General features: G+C 69.4%; 26 protein-coding genes and 6 tRNA genes. 10 read left to right on the top strand and 22 right to left on the bottom strand.

Going from position 1 to position 21,718, the window contains the following annotated elements; translation table 11 throughout:
- Window position 1: 1 nt before the first annotated feature.
- From E1286_RS07805 to E1286_RS07790, 5 genes are all read right to left on the bottom strand, one after another.
- Window positions 2-925, bottom strand: a complete 924-nt coding sequence (locus tag E1286_RS07805) for an SDR family NAD(P)-dependent oxidoreductase (RefSeq protein ID WP_132610177.1) — start codon at window positions 923-925, stop codon at window positions 2-4.
- Between the two features lie 564 nt (window positions 926-1,489).
- A complete protein-coding gene (locus E1286_RS07800; RefSeq protein ID WP_132610175.1) occupies window positions 1,490-2,599 on the bottom strand; it encodes a Gfo/Idh/MocA family protein in 1,110 nt (369 codons plus the stop codon).
- Window positions 2,600-2,674: 75 nt separating this feature from the next.
- Window positions 2,675-3,616: an NADP-dependent oxidoreductase gene (locus tag E1286_RS07795; RefSeq protein ID WP_132610173.1), complete on the bottom strand. Its 942-nt coding sequence runs from the start codon at window positions 3,614-3,616 to the stop codon at window positions 2,675-2,677.
- Window positions 3,613-3,735 carry a hypothetical protein gene (locus E1286_RS51175; protein WP_281282630.1) on the bottom strand — a complete coding sequence of 41 codons (123 nt, stop codon included), beginning with the start codon at window positions 3,733-3,735 and terminating at the stop codon, window positions 3,613-3,615. The genes E1286_RS07795 and E1286_RS51175 overlap by 4 nt, the downstream gene beginning before the upstream one ends.
- Window positions 3,736-3,802: 67 nt before the next feature.
- Window positions 3,803-4,384: a TetR/AcrR family transcriptional regulator gene (locus E1286_RS07790; protein WP_187368135.1), complete on the bottom strand. Its 582-nt coding sequence runs from the start codon at window positions 4,382-4,384 to the stop codon at window positions 3,803-3,805.
- Window positions 4,385-4,754: 370 nt separating this feature from the next.
- Between E1286_RS07790 and E1286_RS07785 the strand changes: the two genes are divergently transcribed.
- The 3 genes from E1286_RS07785 to E1286_RS07770 all read left to right on the top strand — a co-directional run bounded on the left by E1286_RS07785 (window position 4,755) and on the right by E1286_RS07770 (window position 7,204).
- The gene (locus E1286_RS07785; RefSeq protein WP_223189691.1) at window positions 4,755-5,711 is read left to right on the top strand and encodes an NADP-dependent oxidoreductase; all 957 of its coding nucleotides are present in this window, start codon (window positions 4,755-4,757) and stop codon (window positions 5,709-5,711) included.
- Window positions 5,712-6,022: 311 nt separating this feature from the next.
- Window positions 6,023-6,415, top strand: a complete 393-nt coding sequence (locus tag E1286_RS07775) for a DUF4158 domain-containing protein (RefSeq protein WP_223189710.1) — start codon at window positions 6,023-6,025, stop codon at window positions 6,413-6,415.
- 204 nt (window positions 6,416-6,619) lie between these two features.
- Complete coding sequence (locus E1286_RS07770) at window positions 6,620-7,204, top strand: dihydrofolate reductase family protein (RefSeq protein ID WP_132610171.1); 585 nt, start codon at window positions 6,620-6,622, stop codon at window positions 7,202-7,204.
- A gap of 271 nt (window positions 7,205-7,475) precedes the next feature.
- Here the strand turns inward: E1286_RS07770 and E1286_RS07765 are convergent, their stop codons facing one another.
- Window positions 7,476-8,483 (bottom strand): RNA polymerase subunit sigma-70, encoded by a 1,008-nt coding sequence (locus E1286_RS07765; RefSeq protein WP_132610169.1) that lies wholly within the window; start codon window positions 8,481-8,483, stop codon window positions 7,476-7,478.
- A 650-nt stretch (window positions 8,484-9,133) separates the two neighbouring features.
- Between E1286_RS07765 and E1286_RS48790 the strand changes: the two genes are divergently transcribed.
- Window positions 9,134-9,697: a tyrosine-type recombinase/integrase gene (locus tag E1286_RS48790; protein WP_132610167.1), complete on the top strand. Its 564-nt coding sequence runs from the start codon at window positions 9,134-9,136 to the stop codon at window positions 9,695-9,697.
- A gap of 274 nt (window positions 9,698-9,971) precedes the next feature.
- Here E1286_RS48790 and E1286_RS07755 read toward each other — a convergent pair whose 3' ends face one another.
- From E1286_RS07755 to E1286_RS07730, 7 genes are all read right to left on the bottom strand, one after another.
- A complete protein-coding gene (locus E1286_RS07755) occupies window positions 9,972-10,790 on the bottom strand; it encodes a nitroreductase/quinone reductase family protein (protein WP_132610165.1) in 819 nt (272 codons plus the stop codon).
- A 262-nt stretch (window positions 10,791-11,052) separates the two neighbouring features.
- Window positions 11,053-11,126: transfer RNA gene (locus E1286_RS47660), tRNA-OTHER, on the bottom strand.
- 35 nt (window positions 11,127-11,161) lie between these two features.
- Window positions 11,162-11,242 (bottom strand) — tRNA-Tyr (locus E1286_RS07750).
- A gap of 5 nt (window positions 11,243-11,247) precedes the next feature.
- A tRNA-Arg gene (locus E1286_RS07745) sits at window positions 11,248-11,322 on the bottom strand.
- 1 nt (window position 11,323) lies between these two features.
- A tRNA-Glu gene (locus tag E1286_RS07740) sits at window positions 11,324-11,396 on the bottom strand.
- Between the two features lie 6 nt (window positions 11,397-11,402).
- Window positions 11,403-11,475: transfer RNA gene (locus E1286_RS07735), tRNA-Leu, on the bottom strand.
- A 5-nt stretch (window positions 11,476-11,480) separates the two neighbouring features.
- Window positions 11,481-11,551, bottom strand: a tRNA-Ala gene (locus tag E1286_RS07730).
- A 313-nt stretch (window positions 11,552-11,864) separates the two neighbouring features.
- Between E1286_RS07730 and E1286_RS07725 the strand changes: the two genes are divergently transcribed.
- Window positions 11,865-12,455, top strand: coding sequence for a TetR/AcrR family transcriptional regulator (locus E1286_RS07725; protein ID WP_132610163.1), 591 nt, complete (start codon window positions 11,865-11,867; stop codon window positions 12,453-12,455).
- 48 nt (window positions 12,456-12,503) lie between these two features.
- Here the strand turns inward: E1286_RS07725 and E1286_RS07720 are convergent, their stop codons facing one another.
- Window positions 12,504-13,010 carry a hypothetical protein gene (locus E1286_RS07720; protein ID WP_132610161.1) on the bottom strand — a complete coding sequence of 169 codons (507 nt, stop codon included), beginning with the start codon at window positions 13,008-13,010 and terminating at the stop codon, window positions 12,504-12,506.
- Between E1286_RS07720 and E1286_RS07715 the strand changes: the two genes are divergently transcribed.
- Window positions 12,994-13,278 (top strand): hypothetical protein, encoded by a 285-nt coding sequence (locus tag E1286_RS07715; protein ID WP_132610159.1) that lies wholly within the window; start codon window positions 12,994-12,996, stop codon window positions 13,276-13,278. The genes E1286_RS07720 and E1286_RS07715 overlap by 17 nt on opposite strands.
- A 556-nt stretch (window positions 13,279-13,834) precedes the next feature.
- Here E1286_RS07715 and E1286_RS51170 read toward each other — a convergent pair.
- The 5 genes from E1286_RS51170 to E1286_RS07700 all read right to left on the bottom strand — a co-directional run bounded on the left by E1286_RS51170 (window position 13,835) and on the right by E1286_RS07700 (window position 16,422).
- Window positions 13,835-13,963 (bottom strand): hypothetical protein, encoded by a 129-nt coding sequence (locus tag E1286_RS51170; RefSeq protein ID WP_281282629.1) that lies wholly within the window; start codon window positions 13,961-13,963, stop codon window positions 13,835-13,837.
- Complete coding sequence (locus E1286_RS07710; RefSeq protein ID WP_132610157.1) at window positions 13,960-14,316, bottom strand: GNAT family N-acetyltransferase; 357 nt, start codon at window positions 14,314-14,316, stop codon at window positions 13,960-13,962. The genes E1286_RS51170 and E1286_RS07710 overlap by 4 nt, the downstream gene beginning before the upstream one ends.
- 32 nt (window positions 14,317-14,348) lie before the next feature.
- Window positions 14,349-15,077 (bottom strand): tyrosine-type recombinase/integrase, encoded by a 729-nt coding sequence (locus E1286_RS07705; protein WP_246074561.1) that lies wholly within the window; start codon window positions 15,075-15,077, stop codon window positions 14,349-14,351.
- Entirely contained in the window at window positions 14,993-15,280 is a 288-nt protein-coding gene (locus tag E1286_RS49995; RefSeq protein WP_246074559.1) for a hypothetical protein, read from the bottom strand. The genes E1286_RS07705 and E1286_RS49995 overlap by 85 nt, the downstream gene beginning before the upstream one ends.
- Window positions 15,281-15,678: 398 nt before the next feature.
- Window positions 15,679-16,422 carry a TetR/AcrR family transcriptional regulator gene (locus E1286_RS07700; protein ID WP_132610155.1) on the bottom strand — a complete coding sequence of 248 codons (744 nt, stop codon included), beginning with the start codon at window positions 16,420-16,422 and terminating at the stop codon, window positions 15,679-15,681.
- An 85-nt stretch (window positions 16,423-16,507) separates the two neighbouring features.
- Here E1286_RS07700 and E1286_RS07695 point away from each other — a divergent pair, with 85 nt between their 5' ends.
- The 4 genes from E1286_RS07695 to E1286_RS07680 are packed head-to-tail and all read left to right on the top strand — an operon-like array spanning window position 16,508 to window position 19,990.
- Complete coding sequence (locus tag E1286_RS07695) at window positions 16,508-18,001, top strand: MDR family MFS transporter (protein ID WP_223189687.1); 1,494 nt, start codon at window positions 16,508-16,510, stop codon at window positions 17,999-18,001.
- A gap of 24 nt (window positions 18,002-18,025) precedes the next feature.
- Entirely contained in the window at window positions 18,026-18,646 is a 621-nt protein-coding gene (locus tag E1286_RS07690) for a DsbA family oxidoreductase (RefSeq protein WP_165969631.1), read from the top strand.
- Window positions 18,636-19,223, top strand: a complete 588-nt coding sequence (locus tag E1286_RS07685; RefSeq protein ID WP_132610149.1) for an NADPH-dependent FMN reductase — start codon at window positions 18,636-18,638, stop codon at window positions 19,221-19,223. Before E1286_RS07690 ends, E1286_RS07685 begins: the two co-directional genes overlap by 11 nt.
- Before the next feature lie 11 nt (window positions 19,224-19,234).
- Window positions 19,235-19,990: an SDR family oxidoreductase gene (locus E1286_RS07680; RefSeq protein ID WP_246074557.1), complete on the top strand. Its 756-nt coding sequence runs from the start codon at window positions 19,235-19,237 to the stop codon at window positions 19,988-19,990.
- Window positions 19,991-20,239: 249 nt separating this feature from the next.
- Here the strand turns inward: E1286_RS07680 and E1286_RS07675 are convergent, their stop codons facing one another.
- From E1286_RS07675 to E1286_RS07670, 3 genes are all read right to left on the bottom strand, one after another.
- Entirely contained in the window at window positions 20,240-21,358 is a 1,119-nt protein-coding gene (locus E1286_RS07675; protein WP_165969630.1) for a Tn3 family transposase, read from the bottom strand.
- A gap of 20 nt (window positions 21,359-21,378) precedes the next feature.
- Window positions 21,379-21,519, bottom strand: coding sequence for a hypothetical protein (locus E1286_RS47655; RefSeq protein ID WP_281282634.1), 141 nt, complete (start codon window positions 21,517-21,519; stop codon window positions 21,379-21,381).
- Between the two features lie 41 nt (window positions 21,520-21,560).
- A partial coding sequence (locus E1286_RS07670) for an integrase core domain-containing protein (protein WP_223189708.1) occupies window positions 21,561-21,718 on the bottom strand: 158 nt, incomplete at its 5' end.

Genomic DNA, 21,718 nt, shown 5'->3' with positions numbered 1-21,718 from the left:
GTCAGCGCAGGATGGTGGTGCCGAGGTCCCACAGGCGCTCGGCGTTCGCGGCATCGAGCGCATAGGGTGCCACTCCCGGCACGCCCAGTTGTGTGGGCCGTGAGGTGACCTGCGGGGCTTCGTTGACGTCTTCGAAGTAGCGTCCGCCGACGCCTTCGGCCAGCGGGGAGGCGGCGAGGAAGACGGAGGTGGCCGCGCCCTGTCCGAGGGTCTTGCGGTAGGGCTCGGGGGTCTTCAGGCCGCCGGTGTGCCGCTGGAGGTTGGTGGCGATTGCCCCGGGGTGCAGCGCGTTCGCCCGGATGCCCTCGCCTGACCAGCGCCGGTCCGCCTCGACGGCCAGGAGCACTTCGGCGGTCTTGGACTGGCCGTAGGCGCCCAGCGCGTCGTAGGGGCGGAAGCGATAGTCCAGGTCGTCGAAGACGACCGGGGAGAACATGTGACCGCTGGAAGACACGTTCACCATGCGCGCACCGCCGGCGTCAGCGAGTGCCCCATGCAGGCCCAGGGCCAGGGCGAAGTGCCCCAGGTAGTTGGTGGCGAACTGCTGCTCGTGGCCACCGGTGCCCCGCTCCAGTTCGGGGAGCATCATGATCCCGGCGTTGTTGACCAGGATGTGCAGGGGACCGGCCCAGGCAGCGGTGAACGCGTTCACCGAGGCCAGGTCCGCCACGTCCACCCGGGCGACGTGGATCGCGTCCTTGCCGGTCTTGGTCCGCAGGTCGGCTGCGACCTGCTCGCCGGCGTCGGGACGCCGAACCGCGAGGGTGACCTCGGCGCCGATGGCCGCCAGTGCACGGGCGGTCTCCACACCGATACCGGACGTGGCGCCAGTGATCACTGCGCGTTTGCCGGAGAGGTCGACACTCTTGATCACCTCCGAAGCGGTCGAATGGCGGTCGAAGGGACTACGGAAGAGCTCAGACATGGGCGTTTCCTAGATCCGGATGCAAGTGCGGAAGCACGGCCGAACTGGCAAATGACCAGTACAGACGAGCGCACCAAGGGCACAACGTCCGCCTGCTCTGTCGCGTGGGCCGGGACGCCGCTCACCGTCTTACCCTGCCGGTTGCGGCCGTGCTCTGCTATCTGGGGTTGTTGGCATCTTCCCGCAGGTCAGAGCGAGATGATCTTTTAGGTACGTAAGGCAGGTTGACCGGGTTTGAAGGCATGTTGCATCCAGGGCACCTCCCAGCTTTCCCGAACCCGCGCTGCCAGGAAGGGCGTATCGGCGCTGAGGCTGACCTGGTCAGCTGTTGCGTCGGCGAGCGCGGTGAGTGCTTCGGCATCGCGGGTTCGGGAAAGCGCCGAGGGTGGCGTCGATCATCAGGTGGTGGAGGTCGGTCACGCAGCAGGGTAAAACCCACGGTTGTAACCAGTCGCCGAGCCGGGAACCGACGGTTTCGGTTCGCGCGGTTTGGCCGGGGGCACGCCGGCCGGTTGATGTCATGGTGATGTGTTCCATGCGACGAAGCACGTCCAGGCGGCGCCCCTATGCCGCCGGGGCCGGTATCTGGGTGGCTCCCGTGCGGGAGGCCCGCTCGATCGTGTCGATGAGCCGGTGTCTCCGCAGGGCATGGCCGAAGCCGGGCACGGTGTGCGTGCCCTCACGCAGGTCCCTCCCAAAGCGCGCGTAAACCTGGGCGACGCCCTGCGCCGTTGCGGGCAGGTGGCGCGGGACCGGATGGAAGCGGCTGTCGGGGAGGGCGATGTCGGCAAGCGCCTGGTCATCGCCCCGGCCGCCCTGCAGTCGCAGGTCCAGAGCCTGGAGGTTGCCGTTGATGCCGGGGGCGGTCAGGACCAGGTCGCCGTCGGTGCCGTTGATCTCCCAGCGGAAGTTGTCGCCACGGGAGAAGCCGCCCCGGTAGAACAGGGAGAGGGCGGCACCGCTGCCGAAGGTGCCCGTGACAGATACCTGATCGGCCACCGTCACCGGAATGGTGGAGCCCTCGTCGATCACCTGTGCCTGTGTGAGGCTAGTGACCAGGTTGGCCGAGATATCGGTGAGCTCGCCGAGCACGACGTTGACCGCCTCCAGGGCGTGCAGCGCCGACGCCGTCAAGAGCGACGCGCCGGCGGCGGCGTCGTAGAGATAGGCGTGCGCGCGGTCGGTGACGGGGCTCCAGGACAGGCCCGATCCGACCAGCGTCGTGCCGAGCACCTTCCCGACGTAGCCGTCCGCGACCAGGTCACGGGTGTGGCGGATCGCCGGGAGGAAGCCGCCCTGCAGCCCGATCACCGTACGGACCCCTGCCGCCTCGGCCCGGGCGGCCAGGTCGGCCGCCTCGTCGGTGCCGACGCCGAGGGGCCACTCGCTGTAGACCATCTTCCCCGCCGCCAGCGCCGCGGAGATCAGGGCGTGGTGGTGGGGCACCTTGACCGACACCACCACCAGATCCACTCCGGGGTGGGCAATCAGGTCGGCGGGGTCGTCGAAAGCCGCCGAGAGGTCGAACTCCTTGGCGGCCCGCCCGGCGGACTCGCGGCGTGAGGTGCTGATGGCACGCAACTCGTAGTCCGGGAGGGCCTTGAGCGCGGGGACATGGCTGATGGCCGCCCAGCCGCCGACGCTCGCCCCGATGATGCCGACGCCGATCTTCATGATGCTCCTTTGGTGGTGTCCGGTCGCCGGCGGCGAACGGTGTGCCGATGTCGTGTGCGGGGGTGGTGTGGTGGGTCAGAACTGCAGGACCAGCCGTCCCCGGACGCCTCCGGCCTCGAAGCGGCGGTGGGCCTCGGCGGCCTGTTCGGGCAGGAAGGTGCCCGCCACGCGCATGGCCAGCGCACCGGTCTCCGCCAGGCGGCGCAACAAGTCGAGCTTGTCGGGTCTGCCGCCGTAGTCGGGGACGTAGACCTGGTGGTAGCTGAGCCCGCGTTCGGGCGGGCCGAAGGCGGCCGTGCCGCGGAAGGCGGCGATGCCTCCGCCGTCGCGGACCGCCGCCGCAACCGGGGCACCGATGAGTGCGGCGTCGGCCAGAGCGTGCACTCCGGCGGGCATGACCTCGCGGAACCGCGTGGCCACGTCGCCGCCCCTGGCGACCACCGAGTCCGCACCCAGAGACCGGACCAGGTCGCGGTCGGCAGGAGCGGCGTCGCCGACGACCCGCAGCCCGTCGGCCTTCGCCAGTTGGATCAGCATGCCGCCGACCGCGCCGGCCGCGCCGGTGATCGCGAGCGTCTGGCCGGGCGACAGGGCGAGCAGGTCGAGCGCCAGGCGCGCGGTGAGACCGTTGAGCGGCAGGGTCGCGGCCTCGGCGTGGCCGGCGGCGGCCGGCGCCCTGGCCACCCAGGAGGCGGGCAAGACCACGTGCTCGGCGTAGGCACCGCCGCCGGGGACGTTCGGCATGACCATGGCCATCACCCGGTCGCCCATCCGCAGGCCGGTGGCGGTGCCGGGGCCTATCTCGTCCACGACGCCTGCGGCGTCCTGCCCGGGGATGTACGGCGGCCGCACACCAGGCAGGCGAACCTGTCCGGCACGCATGAGCGTGTCCGCCGGATTGACTGCGGCGGCGTGCACGCGGATGCGTACGCAGCCGGGTCCGGCATGCGGCTCGGGCACCTCCACCACCTGCAGGACCTCGGGCCCGCCGAAGCCGAATGCGCCGACGGCCCTCACAGCCGGCTCCTGAACGTGCCCGGCCGATCGGCCGCCCGCGCAGCGGGAACCCCGAGCGCCCACGGACTGTCCCCGGCCCGGATGTCGGAGCGGCGGTGCAGCGTGTCGTTGTCGTCCATGGAACCTCTTCCTGGCTGTCGCCAGTAAATATCTTGAATGATCGTTACAGATTTAGGGCGTGAAACGTCAGTCAAGGCAGCTCAGGGCTGCCTCCACGACGCTCATCAGGTGCCGGCGGTCGGGGTTGATCGCCCCCGTGACACGCAACCCATGAATGAGCGTCATGATGAGCCTCGCCGAGTCCCGGGGGTCGCGGATGCCGACCGGCTCGCCGCGGGCCTGGGCCGCCGCGATCACCCCGGTCAGCTCGTCCTCCAGCAGCGAGGTCGTCGCCCCCACCCGCGTGGCCACCTCGGGGTCGTGGCACAGCCGCTCGGTCGCGGCGCTGACGATCAGACAGGCCTGCTCGCGCCCGTCCCGCAGGATCGTCTCCACCAGATCGACCAGGATGTCGCGGATCAGCTTCCGTGCCGGGGTGCCGCTGCGCAGCAGATCGACCAGAGGCAGCGCGTACCGCTCCCGGTAACGGTCCAGCACCGCCCGATACAGGCCTTCCTTGCTGCCGAACGCCGCATAGAGAGAGCCGCGGCCCACCCCGGTGGCGTCGACCAGGTCCTGCACCGAGGTGCCCTCATACCCCTTGTGCCGGAAGACCGACATCGCCGCTTCCAGCGCGGCCTCCGTGTCGAACTCCCTCACCCGTGCCACGCTACGCAGACTAGCCGTATCTGGAACGAACAGTCAAGTTTCGAGGCCGCCTGCCGCGACGCGCCCACCCAGGCCGCCTGATCCCGTGTCGCGGCCCGAGGCGGGGCCCCTCGGGAATGTTCGGAATGCTGGACTCACCCGTGAGAGCCACTTTCCAGGACACGGAGGATATGGCGGGGGCGGGTCCGCACTCCCGTGGAATTCTTGGTCCCATGCAGGTGGACGATCGGCACCAGGCGTCCGGCTCTGGCGCCATCAATGGTGACTGAGCCCGGCCGCGTCCCCCTGATCGATCGGTAGCGGGCCGGCACGAGATCGCCGCCCACACCCTGGCTCGGCTCGGCCGAAGGGCTCACAGGAGGAGTACGTCATGACGGCGACCATGCGGGCGATCGTCCAGCACGCCTACGGCGGGCCGGAAGTGCTGCAGCTCACTGAGGTTTCCCGGCCCGAGCCGGGGGTCACCGAGGTGCTGGTACGAGTGCACGCCGCCGGGGTCAACCCGATCGACGGCAAGACCCGCGCCGGCGGCGGCTTCGCCACCCAAGTGGGTGGGCCGCCGTTCATCCCCGGCTGGGACCTGTCGGGTGTGGTGGAGGAGATCGGCTACGGCGTGACCCGCTTCCAGCCGGGCGATGAGGTGTACGGCATGCCGAACTTCCCGCACCGTGCCGGCACGTACGCCGAGTTCGTCGCGGTGCGCTCGCGCCAGGTCGCCCGCAAACCCGCGACCCTGTCGCACGCGGAGGCTGCGGCGCTGCCGCTGGCGGGATTGACCGCCTGGCAGTCCCTGGTCGACACCGCTCAGGTAGGGCCCGGCATGCGCGTACTGATCCACGCGGCGGCGGGCGGCGTCGGCCATCTGGCGGTGCAGATCGCCCAGGCGCGGGGCGCGTACGTGATAGGCACCGCCCGGGCCGCCAAGCACGACTTCGTGCGTTCACTGGGAGCCGATGAGGTGATCGACTACACAGCCATCGCGTTCGAGGACGCCGTCGAGCCCGTGGACGTGGTGCTCGACCTCGTCGGTGGCGAGACCCGCCGCCGCTCGCTGGAGGTGCTGGCCGAAGGTGGACTGCTCATCCCGCTGCCGCGCGGGCTGGACATCTCCGAGGAGGCGGCCGAGCGCGGCCTGCGGGTGGCGCCCCTCATCGTCGAGCCCGACTACCGCGGCCTGGAGCACCTGGCCGAGCTGGCCGACTCCGGAAAACTGAAGGTCAGTGTGTCCCGGGAACTGCCGCTGGCACAGGCCGCCGAGGCGCACCGGTACATCGACGGCGGAGGCGCCACCGGCAAGACCGTCCTGACCGTGATCGCCCAGAGCTGACCGCGGCGCTCGGGAACATCGGCCCCTGCTGAAATCTCATCCGTGCAGCGATCGCACGCCTGGCCGTAGAGTTGCTGGTGTCCAACCGCGAGATCGATCAACCCTCTACCTGCGCCTGGAACGCGGTCGCGACCGCAACCCGTCGTCGCAGGTCCTCGAATCGCTCGCCCGCGTTCTGCGCCTCGACGCCGACAAGCTGGCGCTCCTCGGCTCCGCGATGCTGACCCCCGTGGTGCCCCACATCCCGGGGTCCCCGTAGTACTCGCCGAAAATCGGGCGGATATGGCTGGGCAGGCTTCTGAGCTGGGAAGCTGTGGGCCTGGCGGGAGGTCTTTCTTGGCGACGCAGGTGTTCGCGGACGAGGAGCTGGAGCGCCTGCGGGGGTTCCGGAGATTGGCAGGGACGGGCTAGCGAGGTTCTGCACCCTCACTCCGGCGGATGTCGCGTTCGTCGATCCCGGTCGGGGCCGTGGTCCGGCGGACCGGCTCGGCTTGGCCGTGGCGTTATGCACGTTGCCGTGGCTGGCGTTCGTGCCGGACAAGGTGCTTTCGGCCCCGCCGGTGGCGGTGGCCAGGCTGTCCGAGCAGCTCGGCGTCGACCCGGCCGGGCTGCGCTCGTACGGGCGGCGGGCGAAGACGCGGACCGAGCCTTTGCGGCTGGTGGCGAAGTATCTGGGGCGGCGGTTGGCGATCCCCAGCGGGTGAGCGGGCCCCGGCGCTGTGCGCTGTGTGACCAGGCGTTTGCGAGGGTGAGATCGAGATCCGGTCGGTGGTGCTCGAGCCCGCCGAGTACGCCCGCTGCTGAGTCCGGAACGCGAGGACTACCTGCGGACGCAGATCACGCACCGATTAGGTTTCCGCGCCGCGCCCGTCAGTACGTGTGAGATCGACTCACGGAAGGCTGGCACGATGCGGAAACTGATCTTCGCCATGAACGTGACCCTGGACGGCTACATCGCCGCGACCGGCGACGACATCGGCTGGAGTGGTGGGGAGGGACCGGACTCGTCTTCGAGCGCCGAGCTGTTCCAGTGGTGGTCCGACCGGGTGGGCGCGACGGGCCTGGCGCTGTACGGGCGCAAGCTTTGGGAGGCGATGAGCTCCCACTGGCCGACCGGCGACCAGCAGCCCAACGCGACCCCGGCGGAGATCGAGTTCGCGCGCCTCTGGCGGGACATGCCGAAGGTGGTGTTCTCATCGACGATCGACAAGGTCGACTGGAACACCCGCCTGGTCACTGGCGACGCGGTCGCCGAGATCGCCCGGCTCAGGGCCGAGGACGGCGGCCCGATGGACATCTGCGGCGCGACGCTCGCCGCGGCGGCCATGCGGAGCGGGCTGATCGACGAGTACGCGATCGTCACCCATCCGGTCCTGGTGGGCGGCGGCACGCCGTTCTTCACAGCCCTGGACAGCTGGGTGAACCTGAAACTGGTCGAGACGCGGACATTTCCCGGCGGCGTGGTGCTGACCCGATACGAGACGAGGCGATGAGCACGGGCCAAATGCCCGGCTCGTAAGGCCAGGTCGAAATCCTTCCTTGCGTGCTCATCGTGACCCTCGGCGATGAGGGGTCCCTTTCCCTGCCCACCGACTCGCGAAGATGAGGACGACGACGTCGTTGATCGTGACGATGTTCCTCGGACATGCCCCGCCGGCAACGCCGGCGGGGCGGTGGTGTTCAGCTGGTCGGATGCTCATTCCGCGGTGACTTCGGTGACGCCGGCCCGTGCGCTGGACTCGTCGACGATGAGGACTTGTCCGATCACAGCGTCGCGGACAGGCTCAGCCATGGTTTGTCGGTGACGTCGAATCCGGTGAGCTCGGCGATCTTCCCGTCGACGATGTGCAGGACCGCGATGTTGAACAATCGATATTCCGGGTCGTCGGGGGTGCGGAGGTACAGCACGGCGGCAGGCATGCGGTTGACCGTCGTGGTGATACAGCGCCAGTCGTCGTAGCCGCGTTGGAAGAGCCCACTGGAGACCCAGCCGTCCACCGCGTCCTTGGCCGTGACGATCAAGGTGCCCGGCTCGGGCAGCATCGTGAAGCGCAGGTCGTCGCGCAGCAGGGCCATCAGCCCGTCGAGGTCGTTGCGCTCGTGGGCGTCGATATACGACTTCACCACGCTGCGCTCGTCATCCGACAGCTCGTGGGTGGCGGGGCTCCGCCAGTCGAGGCGGCGGTCGGGCAGCTGCTCGCGCATCGTCACACGGGCCCGCTGCAGTGCGCTGGTCACCGATGCGACGGTCAGCTCGAGGGCGTCGGCGGCTTTCGACGCCGGCCAGCCGAGGACGTCGCGCAGGATGAACGCCGCCCGCTGCCGCGGCGGCAGGTGCTGGACGGCGACGATGAACGCCAGCTCGATCGTTTCCCGCGCCACCACCGATTCCTGCGGGTCCTCGGGGAGCATCCAGTCGGGGTACGGCTGCAGGTACGGCACCTCGGAGCCGGGGTCCGGCAGCTCGGACGGTACGGGTGTGCGGTCGTTGCGCTTCTCCAGGAAGTCGAGGCAGGCGTTCGTCGCGATCCGGTACAGCCAGGTCCGCAGGGCCGCGTGGCCCTTGAACGACTCCCGCTTGTTCCACGCTCGCAGGAACGTCTCCTGCGTTAGGTCCTGGGCGTCCTCGTAGTTCGCGAGCATCCGGTAGCAGTGCACCTGCAGCTCACGCCGGTGGCGCTCCGTGATGAGTGCGAACTGCGCTGTGTCGCCTGAGCGGACCGCCGCGATGAACGTGGCCTCGTCGGCGCCCAGCAGTCTGGCGTCGGTCATGGTCATCAATCCTTCCACCGGTGCGAGAGGGCTAACAGAACTGACGACGTGGCGGAGGATTTCTGATCGGTGAAGCCGCTGACACCGGGCCGCTCGCCAGGCCGGATGGGTCGGGGTCGATCCAGGGGACGTGCTCCGGGTCGGGCACACCCTCGATGTCGAGGTGGGGCCGGCACGGCTAAGCGTTGTTTTTCGGCGCCTGCTACTTAGGGGCCGCATCGGCGCGCCTCCGACCGCGATGCCAAACCAGACGCCGCCTCGGCGAGGTCAGTCACCCGCGCGGCCTCGCCGAGGTCGGCCAGGACGCCTAACCGACGGTTCAGACCGGCGGTGGCGCGGTCACAGCGTCGCGCTGAGCTTGGAGTTGCTTCATGTCGGCGCGCTCCTCGGCCTCGCTGGCCGGACTCCCCTGAGCAGCTCGCGGTCCGACGGCGAGGTCATCGCGCCACCGCCCTTTCCTGGACCACTCTTAGCCGGCACAACTCCGCTCAGGTGAGGCCTGTCCCGGTCGTCCTCGTCTTTGTCGATCTGCTGATATTGCCAGATAACGGCGCATTATCTGACAACGGCGGGATCGGCTCCTGCGGGAACATCCGTGCGGGCCGTGCACCTTTCACGCGTGTTATCTGACAACCAGGGAAGCGGGCCAGATGGCGACAGACCGGCACCTCACCGCCGTGCCCGACCGTGACAACGCGGAGACGCCTGGAGAGGTGCCAGCCGAGGAAGTCCTGCGCCTGAACGTCGAAGACCTCGACCGCGCCAACCGCCGCGCACGCACCATCCGCAAAGGCGGCAAAGCCGACGAGCTGCTCTACGACATCCGCACCGCCGAACGCCACCTCGGCGCCGCCACCGACCACTGGAATCTGCACGACCTCCGCCATTCCCGACTCACCCACGCCGGCGAGGACGGCGCCACCGAAGCCGACCTGATGAACCTCTCCGGCCACGAAGACCGCCGCACCCTCCAGCGCTACCTCAAGCCCAGCAAAGAAGGCATCCACCGTCGCCTCGACGGGCTCGACGCACGAGGGACCTGGACACCCAACGCCGCCGAACTCACCGCCCGCATGACCAGCAACCGCGACAGCAGCCAAACCCGATCTTTGCTGGTCAGCCATATCAGCCCGATTTTCGGCGAGTACTACGGGGACCCCATCCCGGCCGCGACCGACAGGCACGACACGCAGCACGGTGAAGGCTCCGCCTGAACCCGCGCTCCCCGAAGCCGCAGTCGGCGTCCGTCCGCCTCGCAGCGCGAGCACGACGGCGTGGTCGCCCGGCGACATGGAGCCGCCGGTAGGCGAGCGTCATCATGACCGGGCTCTTGGAGGCGTACGTCCGCCGGGGAGGCGCGGGCGCCCGGCGGCGTGACGGCACGAGAGTGCCGCCGCGAGGTGGTGAGAAGTGTGGCGCCGGGCCCGGACGCCCTTTCAGAATACGTCCCACCTGTCCCTGTTGTCACAGCGACACCCCGGTGTGCGGTCAGTTGAGCAACGGGACGAGGTGCTCCTCCTCGTAGTCCAGGTGGGCCTCAAGCTCGCGGGTGAGCCGCTCGACCTCGGCCAGCAGCGTCCGCGGGTCGGTGTCGTCGGCCGCCAGGAGGGCCTTGAGCTCGCCGAGCAGCCGGGCGACGGTCGCGTGCTCGGCGCGCAGCCGTTCCATCACCGGCGCCAGCTCGGGGTAGCGGCGCTCCAGCGCGGAGAACATGAAGCCGTCCTCGCGCTCGTGGTGGACGTGCAGCCCCTGGCACATGGTCAGGCAGGTGACGCGCAACTGTGCGCCCAGCCGCGGCCCGGACGCGGCCGCCTCCGCCCGGATCAGTTCCAGTTCTCGGCGGAAGGCGTCGTGCATCCTGATCAGGGCGTCGCCCAGGGGGCCCGCGGGCGGCCCGGCGTCGACCGGCAGCAGCGCCACCACGGGCAGTGGCCGCCCGGCGCGGGCCTGGTAGTCGCCCCATCCCGGGTCCGCCTCGACGGCGCGGGCGAACATCCGCTCGCGTTCCTCGCCCTCCAGCACCACGGCCTTGGCCGGGTAGGTGAAGACGCCGTCCTCGACGGTCACCTGGGGGTGGGCGCGCAGGTTGCGGTACCACTGCGGGTGGGCGGGCGCGCCCCCGGCCGAGGCGATGATCAGCAGGCGGTCACCGTCGGGCAGGTAGCCGAGCGGCGTCGTGTGCGGGGCGCCCGTACGGGCTCCGGTGGTCGTCAGCAGGAGCAGCCGCGCTCCCTCGAAGACGCCGCCGACGCGGCCCTGGTTGGCGCGGAACTCCTCGATGATCTGCTGGTTGAAGTCATGGGGCATGCTGAGTACGGCTCCAAGCGTGAAGGTGTCGATGACATGGGAGAACCCGCACGGGCATGCCGGCGCGGACGGGTTTACGACACCGCTGGAGGCATGGGACGACGCGCGGGGGCAGCGTGCTCAGGCACGACCGATGAAGTGAGCGGTCACGGCGTCATCCCCTTTGATTCGGCGCCTCCATGCCACCCCCGTCCTCTGCGGGCGGCGGCACGCGACGCGACCGCCATTACACGATCGTTCACCGACGGCTGTCAACCCCGTGTGGAGACGCAGGCGAGAGTCGAACTCGCACGGTCAGGCTTTGCAGGCCTTCCTCCGCAACCCGCGAACTGCGCCGGGCCGCCCCGGCCCCCATCGTGTCGGGGCGAACGTGCGCGAGGACGGAGTCGAACCGCCACAGCCGAAGCGTCCGGTTTACAGCCGGGTGGGCTCACCATGTGCCCAGCTCGCGCATGCGTGGCTCCAGCAGGACTCGAACCTGCGGCGGACCCGGTTTCGTAGACCGGCGCTCTGTCCACTGAGCTATGGAGCCGTACCCCGTACCGGACTCGAACCGGCGATTTCCCGGGTGAAAGCCAGGCGTCCTGACCGCTGGACCAACGGGGCCTTGCGTACGTCCGGCGGGATTCGAACCCGCACCGTCCGGTTCCTTAAACCGGTGCCTCTGCCATTGGGCCACGGACGCGAGAATGGACCGACGGTATCTCGAAACCCGAACTCCTGCGTGCAAGGCAGGTGTGATGCCTTTTCACCATCGGCCCACGGCGGTTTGACGTGCCGAAAGAAAAAGGCCGCCTGGTTCTCACCTGGCGGCCTTCGGATATCCTGGCGTGGATTATCCCGAAGCCTGCCCGGCCGGCGCGGCGCATCGGCGATAGCGGAGTTCCCGCTCGAGTGTGATCCGCATGGCCCGGCCTTTCTCTGAGCAATTCACCGTGGGGTGGAATTCGAACCCGCCCCGTCTTTCGTCGTGTCCGACATTAACGACCGCCTCCGGCGCCGTGCCACTCATTTATTCTCGTCAAATATACAAGACGGACCGTATCGTCTTGCGATCGTGCTAGGCTGTCCCGCATGGCCAAGCAACCCGACCCGTCCCGGCGCAGCGAGCGCTCCCGCCAGGCCGTCCTCGCCGCCGCTCGTGAGCTGGTCACCGAGGTCGGATACGCCAAGCTGTCCATCGAGGCCATCGCCGCGCGGGCCGGCGTCGGCAAGCAGACGATCTACCGCTGGTGGCGTTCCAAGGGAGCGGTGGTCTTCGACGCGGTGCTGACCCTCAGCGAGGGTGACGACGGCATGGCGCTGCCCGACACCGGCGACATCGAGGCCGACCTCAAGACGGTGATGCGGGCGACGGTGGCCGAGTTCGCCGACCCCGGCTTCGAGGCGCCGATCCGGGCGCTCAACACCGAGATCCTGCAGGACCCTGAGCTGGCCGCCCTCTACCGCGAAAAAGTGGCCGACCCCGTCGACGAGGCCAAGAAGGCCCGGCTGCGCAGCGCCCAGCAGGCGGGCCAGATCGCCGCCGACGCCGACCTCGACCTCGCGCTGGAGTTGTTGTACGCGCCCCTGTACCAGCGCTGGCTGCTGCGCTCGGGGCCGCTCACCGCCGACTACGCCGACGCCCTGGTCGAGCTCGCGCTCAAGGCGCTGCGCCCGGCTTGACGTCGGAGTCTTCCACCGGCACTACAGAAGGTCACGCCAGGCGGGAGTTCAAGCGTCGGAGGGGACCCAGGCGTGGGCGGCCTCGTGCAGGCGTATCAGCCGGTCCCAGTGTTCGGCAACGGTGGTGCGGCCGGGCTCGGTGAGGCTGACGACGGTTCGGGACGGCGTTCGGCGGTCTTGTCGATCTTGACGATTCCGCCCTTCTCCAGTCATGTCCGCGAATGGGGTGCTCACCTCAGCCTCCTCGCCAGCCGGTCGCGGAAGCGAGCGCACCAGAGCGCGGTGGTCGAGCAGGCCGTTGACGACGAGCAGCGCGCCGATGACCAGGAGCAGCCAGAGGGGATCGGCCGAGGCGAACGGATGCTCTCCCGACGGGGTGAGCACGCCGAGCGGGGCCAGGGTGGGGGCCATGAGCGCCACGGCCGAGGCCGGGTAGTGTCCGCGCCCAGGCCAGGGTGGTCCGCCGATCAGCGCGAGGAAGACGGCGAAGATCAGACCGCCGGTGAGATGTCCGGGCGTCCCGGCGACGTTGGCGGCGGTGACCACCACGAGCACGCCCGACAGCGGTACAGGGATGAGCCCGAAGGCGTGGAACCTGGCACCGTCGCGCCGCGGGATGACCGCCGAAGGTCCCGCGGTAGTAGCGGGCCACAGCGGCGAGCAGAACGGCGAAGAGCAGGACGGGAAGGACATGGTTCTCCCGGACGCCGTCAAATGCGAAGGACCCGACGATGAGGCCGAAGGCGGCCAGGTAGAGCCCCCGGCGGTGAGCGTACTCGGCGGTGGATCGGCGGATGCGATCGAGGCGATCGAGTTCGTATGAGTTGGGGTGGATGTAGTCCCGGGGAAATTTCCAACGGATTTGCCTGACCTGTACTGATGCGCTGCTCGGTGGCTGAGGTCTTGGGGGCTTGCGTTGCCCGGCATACGCCGACCGGGTCACCGAGGTCGACATAGAGCCGGCTAAACAGCTGTGGGGGCGTGCCTGATGGACGTGCTGAGCGCCCGGACCGCTCGGGTTGCCGCTGCAGTCCTCAAGATCGGGCAAGAACCCAGGTCCGTGATTCGAGCGGAATGGATTCCCATCCGACAGCACGCTCGGCACCGGGGCGGTGTTGGATCAGCGGGGGCGGCGACGCTGGGCGGATGGTGAGGTAGCACAGGAAGGGGCCGGGAACGGTGAGTGGTCCGTCGGGTAGCCCGGTCTCGAGCGCTTCACGGATTCGCGCTCGATCGGAGCTGCGCATCGGGCGGCGGCCGAGCCAGTTGGGCCAGCCGTCCTGGCGTTGAGGAACGGTGTAGTCAGGCGTGGCCGCCTCGGCCCCGGCGGGGGAGGAAGCGGCGGACTGGTGGTCAGCGTTGTCCATCGCGTCGCGTTGTCAGATGTCGTGTTCGATCACCGCGCGCGGTGGCGGGATGCGTTCGGTGGCGAGGCTTTTCCGGTCGAGCTTGATGTGGGGACACGACCGGCCGTGCGCGGTGAAAGCCGCTCCCGTCTCGGCGCTCATGATCGGGAAGAACTTCTTGGCTTCCGGGACTGTCCTGAGGTGACCCAGGCGTAAGCAGGACCGTCGCGCAGGGCGCGGTGGATCAGGCGGCGGCCGAGCCCTTGGCGCTGCCATTCCTGGTCGATGGAGATCTTGTTGATGCTGCCGCAGCGGCAGGCGTCGCAGACCTGCCAGACCAGCCGGGCGATGTCGTAGTCGCCGGGATCGTAGACGTAGATTTCGCGGAGGCCAGCCGGAAGTGCGGGCGGGTGGTAGACGAAGCGCAGCGGGGCGTGTGGCGTGGTGATGCGAGTCCACCACCAGCGCAGGCGGGAGACCCGCTGAACGCGAATGGGGCTTCGGTCACGAGGCATACGATCACCCTGCTGACGGTGTGAGGTCGTGGTCAGTGTCGGCGGCGGCCGGGGTCGTGCTCGGCCAGTGTGGCGGCGACGGCTTCGGTGCTGGGCTGGACGTAGATGCCGAGGGTGCGCAGGTTCCGGTGGCCGGACAGGGTCATGAGCATGGAAGCCGACCAGCCGTCCTCGCCCAGATGGGTCAGCCGGGAGTGGCGCAGTTGGTGGAGGGTGTAGCCGGCGCCGGCCGGGTCCAGGCTGATGGTGGCCTGCTTGAACAGGTACTCGGCACGCTCGTACGACAGCCGGGCGCGGCCGGTGACCGGGCACAGGTCGGCGGCGGCGGGAGTGCGGGCCGGGCCTGGGCGCCGGTCGGTGAGGAAGACCGGGCCGCGGGTGCGGCCGCCGAGCAGGCGGGGCAACAGCCGGGCGGTGCCGGACTGCCACAGGATCCAGTCGACCGCGCCGCCCTTGCGGCGTACACGGCCGCGCTTGGCCTCCAGCACAAGGTCGCCGACGTCGAGGCCGAGGACCTCGACGGATCGGGCCGCGCTCTCGTACAGCAAACGGAATAGGGCCTTATCCCGAAGCGACAGGTCGCGGCGCTGCCACAGGGCCTCGATCAGGTGCCGGTCGATGACCTTCGTGGCGTCGGTGTTCTCCCGGCGCCGCTCGACCAGCGCGGCCAGGTCGGTCATGCTCCAGCGCGCGGCCCAGGTGGTGAAGGAGCGCAGCGCGGAGCGGTGGCGGTTCCAGGTACGGGGGGCCGCGTTCCCCACGCCGTGGCGAACACCGCTGCCGTCTGCTCGGCCGTCAGGTCGGTCAGCAGAACGCCTCGTCCGAGCTCGGTGCACAGGCGGGTCAGCGTCTGGCGATAGGAGCGCAGGGTGTCGCCGTCCAGATCCCGGCGGTTCAGGAACGCGGCGGCGGCGTCGGCCAGCGTCGGGCCGCTGGTGAGCGGCAGGACCTTGGCCGTGGTCACGGGGATCGGTGGTCCTTGGAATTGCGGAGGATGGACTCGGTGTCCATGAGCGCGTTCATCGCCGCGGCGGCGGTCTCTAACGGCCGGGCGAGTGCGTCTGCGGCGCGCTGTCGGTCGGGGGTGGGGCTTGGCGCGGGTTCGGGGATCACCGGCATGCTCCTATGTGACAGGGAACGTGTTGTCTTCGACCCTAGAGGCGCGAGGCGGAACCGCTGGCTGAGTGAAGGATCTTGTATGCGACAGGGAATGGACTCTTCCCTGTCGCATAGGGCCACGGCGCGCAGCGGACGCTCAGTCGTCGTCGCCTTGCTCATCCTCCTGCCGAGCCTCGTTCTTGTCGGCGGCCAATTGAGCCCGGCGATCGAGCTGCTCCTTCGCAGGAGCGTTGGACTTCCTGCTCAACGAGGACAGAGCGATGGGATGAGCGCTGCGATGGCGTCGAGGATGCGATCGAGTCCATGCCGGAAGCGTTCCTCGGGGGCGAGGTGGGCGGTGCGGGAGTCGAGAACGGATCGGTTGAACAGGGGGAAGGCGCCGGATTCGACGACCTGGCGGACATAAGGTCCCATGTAGTCCCGCTTCCAGCGCTCGGGGTCCAGGCCGGTGCGGCGGGCCTCCTCCAGCCAGCCGATCTCGCGGCGGATCGCGCTGTGTACGTAGTCGTTCAGCATGCCGACGAAGCCGGTGATGTCGTCGATGTCGAGCCCGGTCCCGTTGAAGGCGCTGAGTGCGAACTCGTGCACGCGCAGCAGGTTGGGGCCCAGCGTGGGCCGGCTGGTGAGCAGCGCGATCAGCCAGGGGTGGCGTAGGCCGGCGGCGCGGGTCTGCCGGGCCAGCAGCGTCAGGTCGCCGCGCCAGTCACCGGACGGGCCGTCGGGGAGCTCGATCTCGCTCATCGCCAGGTCGATCATGAGGTCGAACAGGTCGTCGCGCCGGGGTACGTAGCGGTAGAGCGACATGGCGCCGGTGCCCAGCTCGCCCGCGATCCGCCGCATGGTCGCAGCCTCCACTCCTTCGGCGTCGGCGATCTGGACGGCCGTCCGGGTGATCTGCTCACGGCTGTAGCCGGGGCGCCGTCCCGGGCCGGAGCGCTCGTGCGCCTCGGGCTGCATCCAGATGCTGGTGGGTTCCTCGCCGGCCATGCGCATCCCTTTCCTTCCATTTGCGTACATGGTACCTGAATGGCTATGGTCCATTCACGTACGGCGTACGCGAATTGGAGGACGTATGGACCGATCTCTTCGTGTGGGCGTGATCGGCGTGATGCTGGGCATGATCACAGCCCCGTTGGACGGCATGATGCTCGGCCCGGCACTGCCGGTGATCGTGAAAGACCTCGGCGGGCTGGAGTACTTCTCCTGGGTGGCGACCGGCTACCTGATCTGCATGGCCGCCACGACGCCGATCTGGGGCAAACTCGGCGACCTGTACGGCCGCAAGGTCGTCTACATGGCCGCGATTGCGATCTTCCTGCTGGGCTCCGGGCTGTCGGGAGCCGCGCAGGACATGATCCAGCTCGTCGGCTTCCGCATGGTCCAGGGACTGGGCGCGGGCGGCCTGATGACCGGGGCGCTGGCCTTGATCGGCGAGCTCGTGCCGCCCCGGCACAGCGGCAGGCTCATGGGGCTGTTCGGGGTCATGATGCCGATCGCCTTCATCGCCGGGCCGCTGCTCGGCGGACTGTTCGCCGACGTGGGCTGGCGGTGGGCGTTCTTCGTCAACCTGCCCGTCGGCGCGGCGGCCCTGCTGCTCATCGGCGCCGCCGTACGGCTGGAGCCGCGCCGGATCAGGGCGCGCATCGACTATCCCGGAGCGCTGCTGCTGACGGTGGTCCTGGTCGCACTCAGCCTGGTCGCCAGCTGGGGCGGCACCCAGTATGCCTGGGGATCGGCCCCGATCCTCGCCCTGATCCTCGTCGGGCTGGTGGCGCTGGCCGTCCTGCTGCTGGTGGAACGGCGCGCGGCCGAGCCGATCGTCCCGCTACGCCTGTTCGCCGACCGCAACTTCACCCTCGCCCAGGGCATCCGCTTCCTCGGCGGCGTCGGCATGGTGGTGGCGGCCACGTTCCTGCCCCAGTACATGCAGCTGGTCCACGGCGCCTCACCGATCGCCAGCGGCCTGCTGATCCTGCCCGCCATGCTGGGTATGGTCGCCGTGCTGATCGGCACCGGCCGGCTCATCAGCCGCACCGGCCGCTACCGGATCTACCCGATCGTCGGCGGTGCGACCGTGACGGCCGGCATGCTCGCGCTGATCCTGCTGCGCCCCGGCGTCAACCTGGCGCTGGCCTCCGCCCTGACGCTGATCGGCGGCCTCGGGGTGGGCCTGCTGATGCAGTCCACCACGATCATCACCATCAACAGCGCCGAGCCGCGCGACATGGGGGCGGCCAGCGGCTCGGTCACCCTCTGGCACACCATGGGCGCCTCACTGGGCGTGGCCGCCCTCGGCGCCCTGTACACCGCACGCCTCCAGGACACCCTCGTCGACCGCCTCGGCACGGAGGCCGCCACCGCAATCGCCTTGACGCCCGAAGCGCTCGTCCGGCTCGCGCCCGCCGCGCGGGAGGCCGTTCGTCTCGCCGTCTCCGACGGCGTCCACGCCATGGCGCTCGGGGCCGCCGCGCTGGGCGCCGTTGCCTTCGCGCTGGCTTGGTTCATCCGCGAGGTCCCCTTGCGTGATGGCGCCCCGTCGGCCGAGCCCGCCACCGCGGCCGCGTGAGGCGGGCCACCCATGCCAAAGAGGGTGAAAGTCAAGCTCGTGATGGACGTCATCTGCGTACACTCCTACCTCGGCTACACCCGCTTCACCCGCGCCGCGGACCGGCTCAGGGCCGAGGGCCTGCCGGTGGCGGTGGAGTTCCTGCCCTTCGAGCTCGCCCCGGGTGCCCCGGCCGACGGGCGTCCGCTGCTGGGGGTCCTGGAACACACCTTCGGCCGGCAAGCGGCCGCCGACGCGCTCGCCTTCGCCGAACGCGCAGCCCGCGAGGGGCTGCGGCTGGAGTACGGCAAGGCGATCGCCACCGGCACCTTCGACGCTCACCGCCTCATCGCCGACGCCGCGCGACAGGGCAAGGCCGAGCTCATGACCGAACGCCTGTTTCGCGCCCACTTCACCGACGGGCTGCACATCGGCGACCCCGCCACGCTCGCCCGGCTGGCCGCCGAGGTCGGCATCACCACCGGCCACGTGCCTTCCCAGGAAGTGCGCGCCCGGCTCGACCGCGTGCGCCGCCTCGGCATCACCGGCGTGCCGGTCTTCCTCATCGAGGACCTGGCCCCGCTCACCGGATCCCAGACCGAGACCACCTTGCTGGCGGCCCTGCGACAGGCCGCCATCACGAAGGGAGAACACCGTGACCACTGACCCGCTGAGGCTGGCCGTCATTGTCGGCAGCGTCCGCGACGGCCGTTTCGGCCCGACCGTGGCCGGCTGGTTCGCCGGTCAGGCCGAAGCCCGCCCGGACCTGGACGTCGACGTGATCGACCTGGTCGACGTGCCGATCGGCGGGGCGGCCCCGTCGATGTCCGCGCCCGCGCCGGTGCTGGAGGCCCTGGGCGGGCTGACCCCGCGGCTGGCGGCCGCCGACGCGTTCGTGGTGGTGACCCCCGAGTACAACCACAGCTACCCGGCCGGCCTGAAGAATGTCATCGACTGGCACAACCAGCAGTTCCACGCCAAGCCGGTGGCGTTCGTCTCCTACGGCGGCATCTCCGGCGGCCTGCGCGCGGTGGAGCACCTGCGTGCCGTCTTCGCCGAGCTGCACGCCGTCACCACCCGCGACACCGTCAGCTTCCACGGCGCCTGGGAGTGCTTCGACGGCAACGGACAGCCGAAGGACCCGGTCGGCCCGGCCGCGGCCGCCAAGACCCTGCTGGACCAGGTGAGCTGGTGGGCGCGCATCCTGCGCGACGCCAAGACCACCACCCCCTACACCGCATGAAGCAGAAAGGCATGATCATGACGAGACTGTCCGGCAAGACGGCGCTGGTGACCGGCGCGAGCCGGGGCATCGGCCGCGCGATCGCCACCCGGCTGGCCCGCGAGGGCGCGCGGGTCGCCGTGCACTACGGCGGCAACCACGCCGCCGCCAAGGACACCGTCGCCGCCATCGAATCCTCCGGCGGGCGTGCCTTCGCCGTCCAGGCCGAGCTGGGCGCGACCGGTGACGCCGAAGCCCTGTGGACCGCCTTCGACGCGCACGCCGACGGGCTGGACGTCCTGGTCAACAACGCGGGCATCCTCGGCGGCCAGAGCGAGATCGACGGCGTCACCCGGGAGGGCCTTGAACGCCTGTTCGCGGTCAACACCACCGCCCCGTTCCTCATCACCCAGCAAGCCCTGCCACGGCTGCGGGACGGCGGGCGGATCATCACCGTGGGCACCATGCTGACCCGCGGGGCGGCCATGCCCAGGGTGATCGACTACGCCATGTCCAAGGCCGCACTCGACGTCATGACCGTCGCCCTGGCCAAGCAGCTCGGGCCGCGCGGCATCACCGTCAACCTCGTCGCCCCCGGCGTCATCGACACCGACATGCACCAAGGACGCCTGGTCGGCGAGGCCCTGACCTGGCTGTCGTCACAGACGCCCCTCGGCCGGCTCGGCACGCCGCAGGACGTGGCCGACACCGTCGCCTTCCTGGCCTCCGACGACAGCCGCTACATCACCGGACACCGGCTCGACGTCTCAGGCGGGACGACCATGTAGACCCACACCACCGAGCTGCCCCATGCTCGTCTGCTCGCTCCGACTCGGCGAGCAGACGAGCGCCTATCGCGCTGAGCTTGAAAACCGGCACCTGAACGCCAGAGTACTGATCACCGTGGCCGGTCCGGACGGTTCATCCCACGCTCGAGCAGCCTCCGATCGCTCCTCCATCACGACACTCGGCCCCCGGAAGCACACTGTCGAAACCCCCACTTCAGGCGCGATTTGGCGGCTCATCATCCATCGGCCTCACTCCTCCTCATCGGAGCCGGCGTTCGGATCACGCAGCTCGCGCAGCCCGCCGCTCAGCTCAGGGCGATTGAACGGGTAGAACCCGTGGAAGTTGATGTGCTCGAACAGCAGAGGTGATAGGCGGGCGCGGATCTCTGGCGTTACCTCGCCGCCCTTGATGCCCAGTTCGCCGGCCTCCAGGCGCTTCACGTCCGCGTCGATATACAGCGAATTCCACCAGACGATCGCATTGATCCCCAGACCCAACGCTCCTACCTGGTCTTCCATCCCGCGTTCATAGCCGCGCACCAACCGGCCCAGATTGCCGAAGAACACCCGCCGGGCCAGTGTGTGACGGGATTCGCCCACATTCAGCTGCGCCCCGATCATCCTGCGATAGTCCTCCACGTGCAGCACCTGCAGCAGGTGGAGCGACTTGAAGATGCGGCCGTAGTGGGCGAAGGCGTTGCCCAGGCCGGTCAGCCGGCCGTCGGCGGTCATCATCTTGATCAAGTCGTAGGCGCGGACCTGGTTGGTCGACAGCGACCCGGCTACCCGCGCCATATCGTCCCAGTGCTGGACGATCGCGGGAATCAACACGCGGCGCAGTCCCAGGCTGTTGAAGTCGCCCCAGCCGTTGGTGGCGCGCGTCCCGGTGGTCAGACCACCCTCCAGCATGGCCGTGTCGATCCACCACAGCTGGGTGTCGGAGATGTCGGCGTGCCGGGGCGCGAACTGGTACCCGCACATCGCGAACAGGCCATACACCAGGTCGGAATAGCAGCCCGTGTCGGTCACGACCACCTCGGGCTGCTCGGTGGCGTCCAGGCGATGGATGGCGTCCAGGATGTACAGCGAGTCGCGCAACGTGCCGGGCACCACCAGCCCGCCCAAGCCCATCACCTTGTCCGAGACGACGTTCAACCAGGTAGCGCCCCTCGACCTTTTCCCGACACCGAAATAGAGAGGTGACAGATGGGCATATAACGACCGGACCGGGACGGCGAACCGCATCCCGTCCACCGACGCCACCAGCCCGCCGCCCCAGTCGGCGGTGATGTCGATGCTGGCCTGTTCATCCACCAGCCGCCCGGACGCCGCGGCGATGCCCTCACCGTGGAAGTAGCCCTTCTCCACGCCGATCAGCCGGGAAGCGGTCAGCGCGGGGTCGCCGCCTCCTCCTCGGCGGCCGAGAACTCGCGATGACCCAGCATGGTCCGGATCTGCGAGGCATGCTCGTACGGTGTCTGCGGGCGGTCGCCGTACAACTTCGCCACCGAGACGTCGGCAATCCCCAGCTGTTCGGCGGGGGCTCACCCCGAGGTGTGGACACCGGTTGTCATGCGGCGAGCAGCACCCTATCGACGGTGTGCTGCTCGTAGTCGATCGGGCTGAGGTAGCCGATGGCGGAATGTCTCCTGCGGGTGTTGTAGCGGGTGATCCACTTGAAGACGGCCAGGCGAGCCTCACGCGCCGAGGACCAGCCCTTGGCACCCT

It is taken from the genome of Nonomuraea terrae (genome assembly GCF_004348995.1).
Classification (GTDB): Bacteria; Actinomycetota; Actinomycetes; order Streptosporangiales; family Streptosporangiaceae; genus Nonomuraea; species Nonomuraea terrae.
This window is presented reverse-complemented; position numbering and strand designations above follow the sequence as displayed.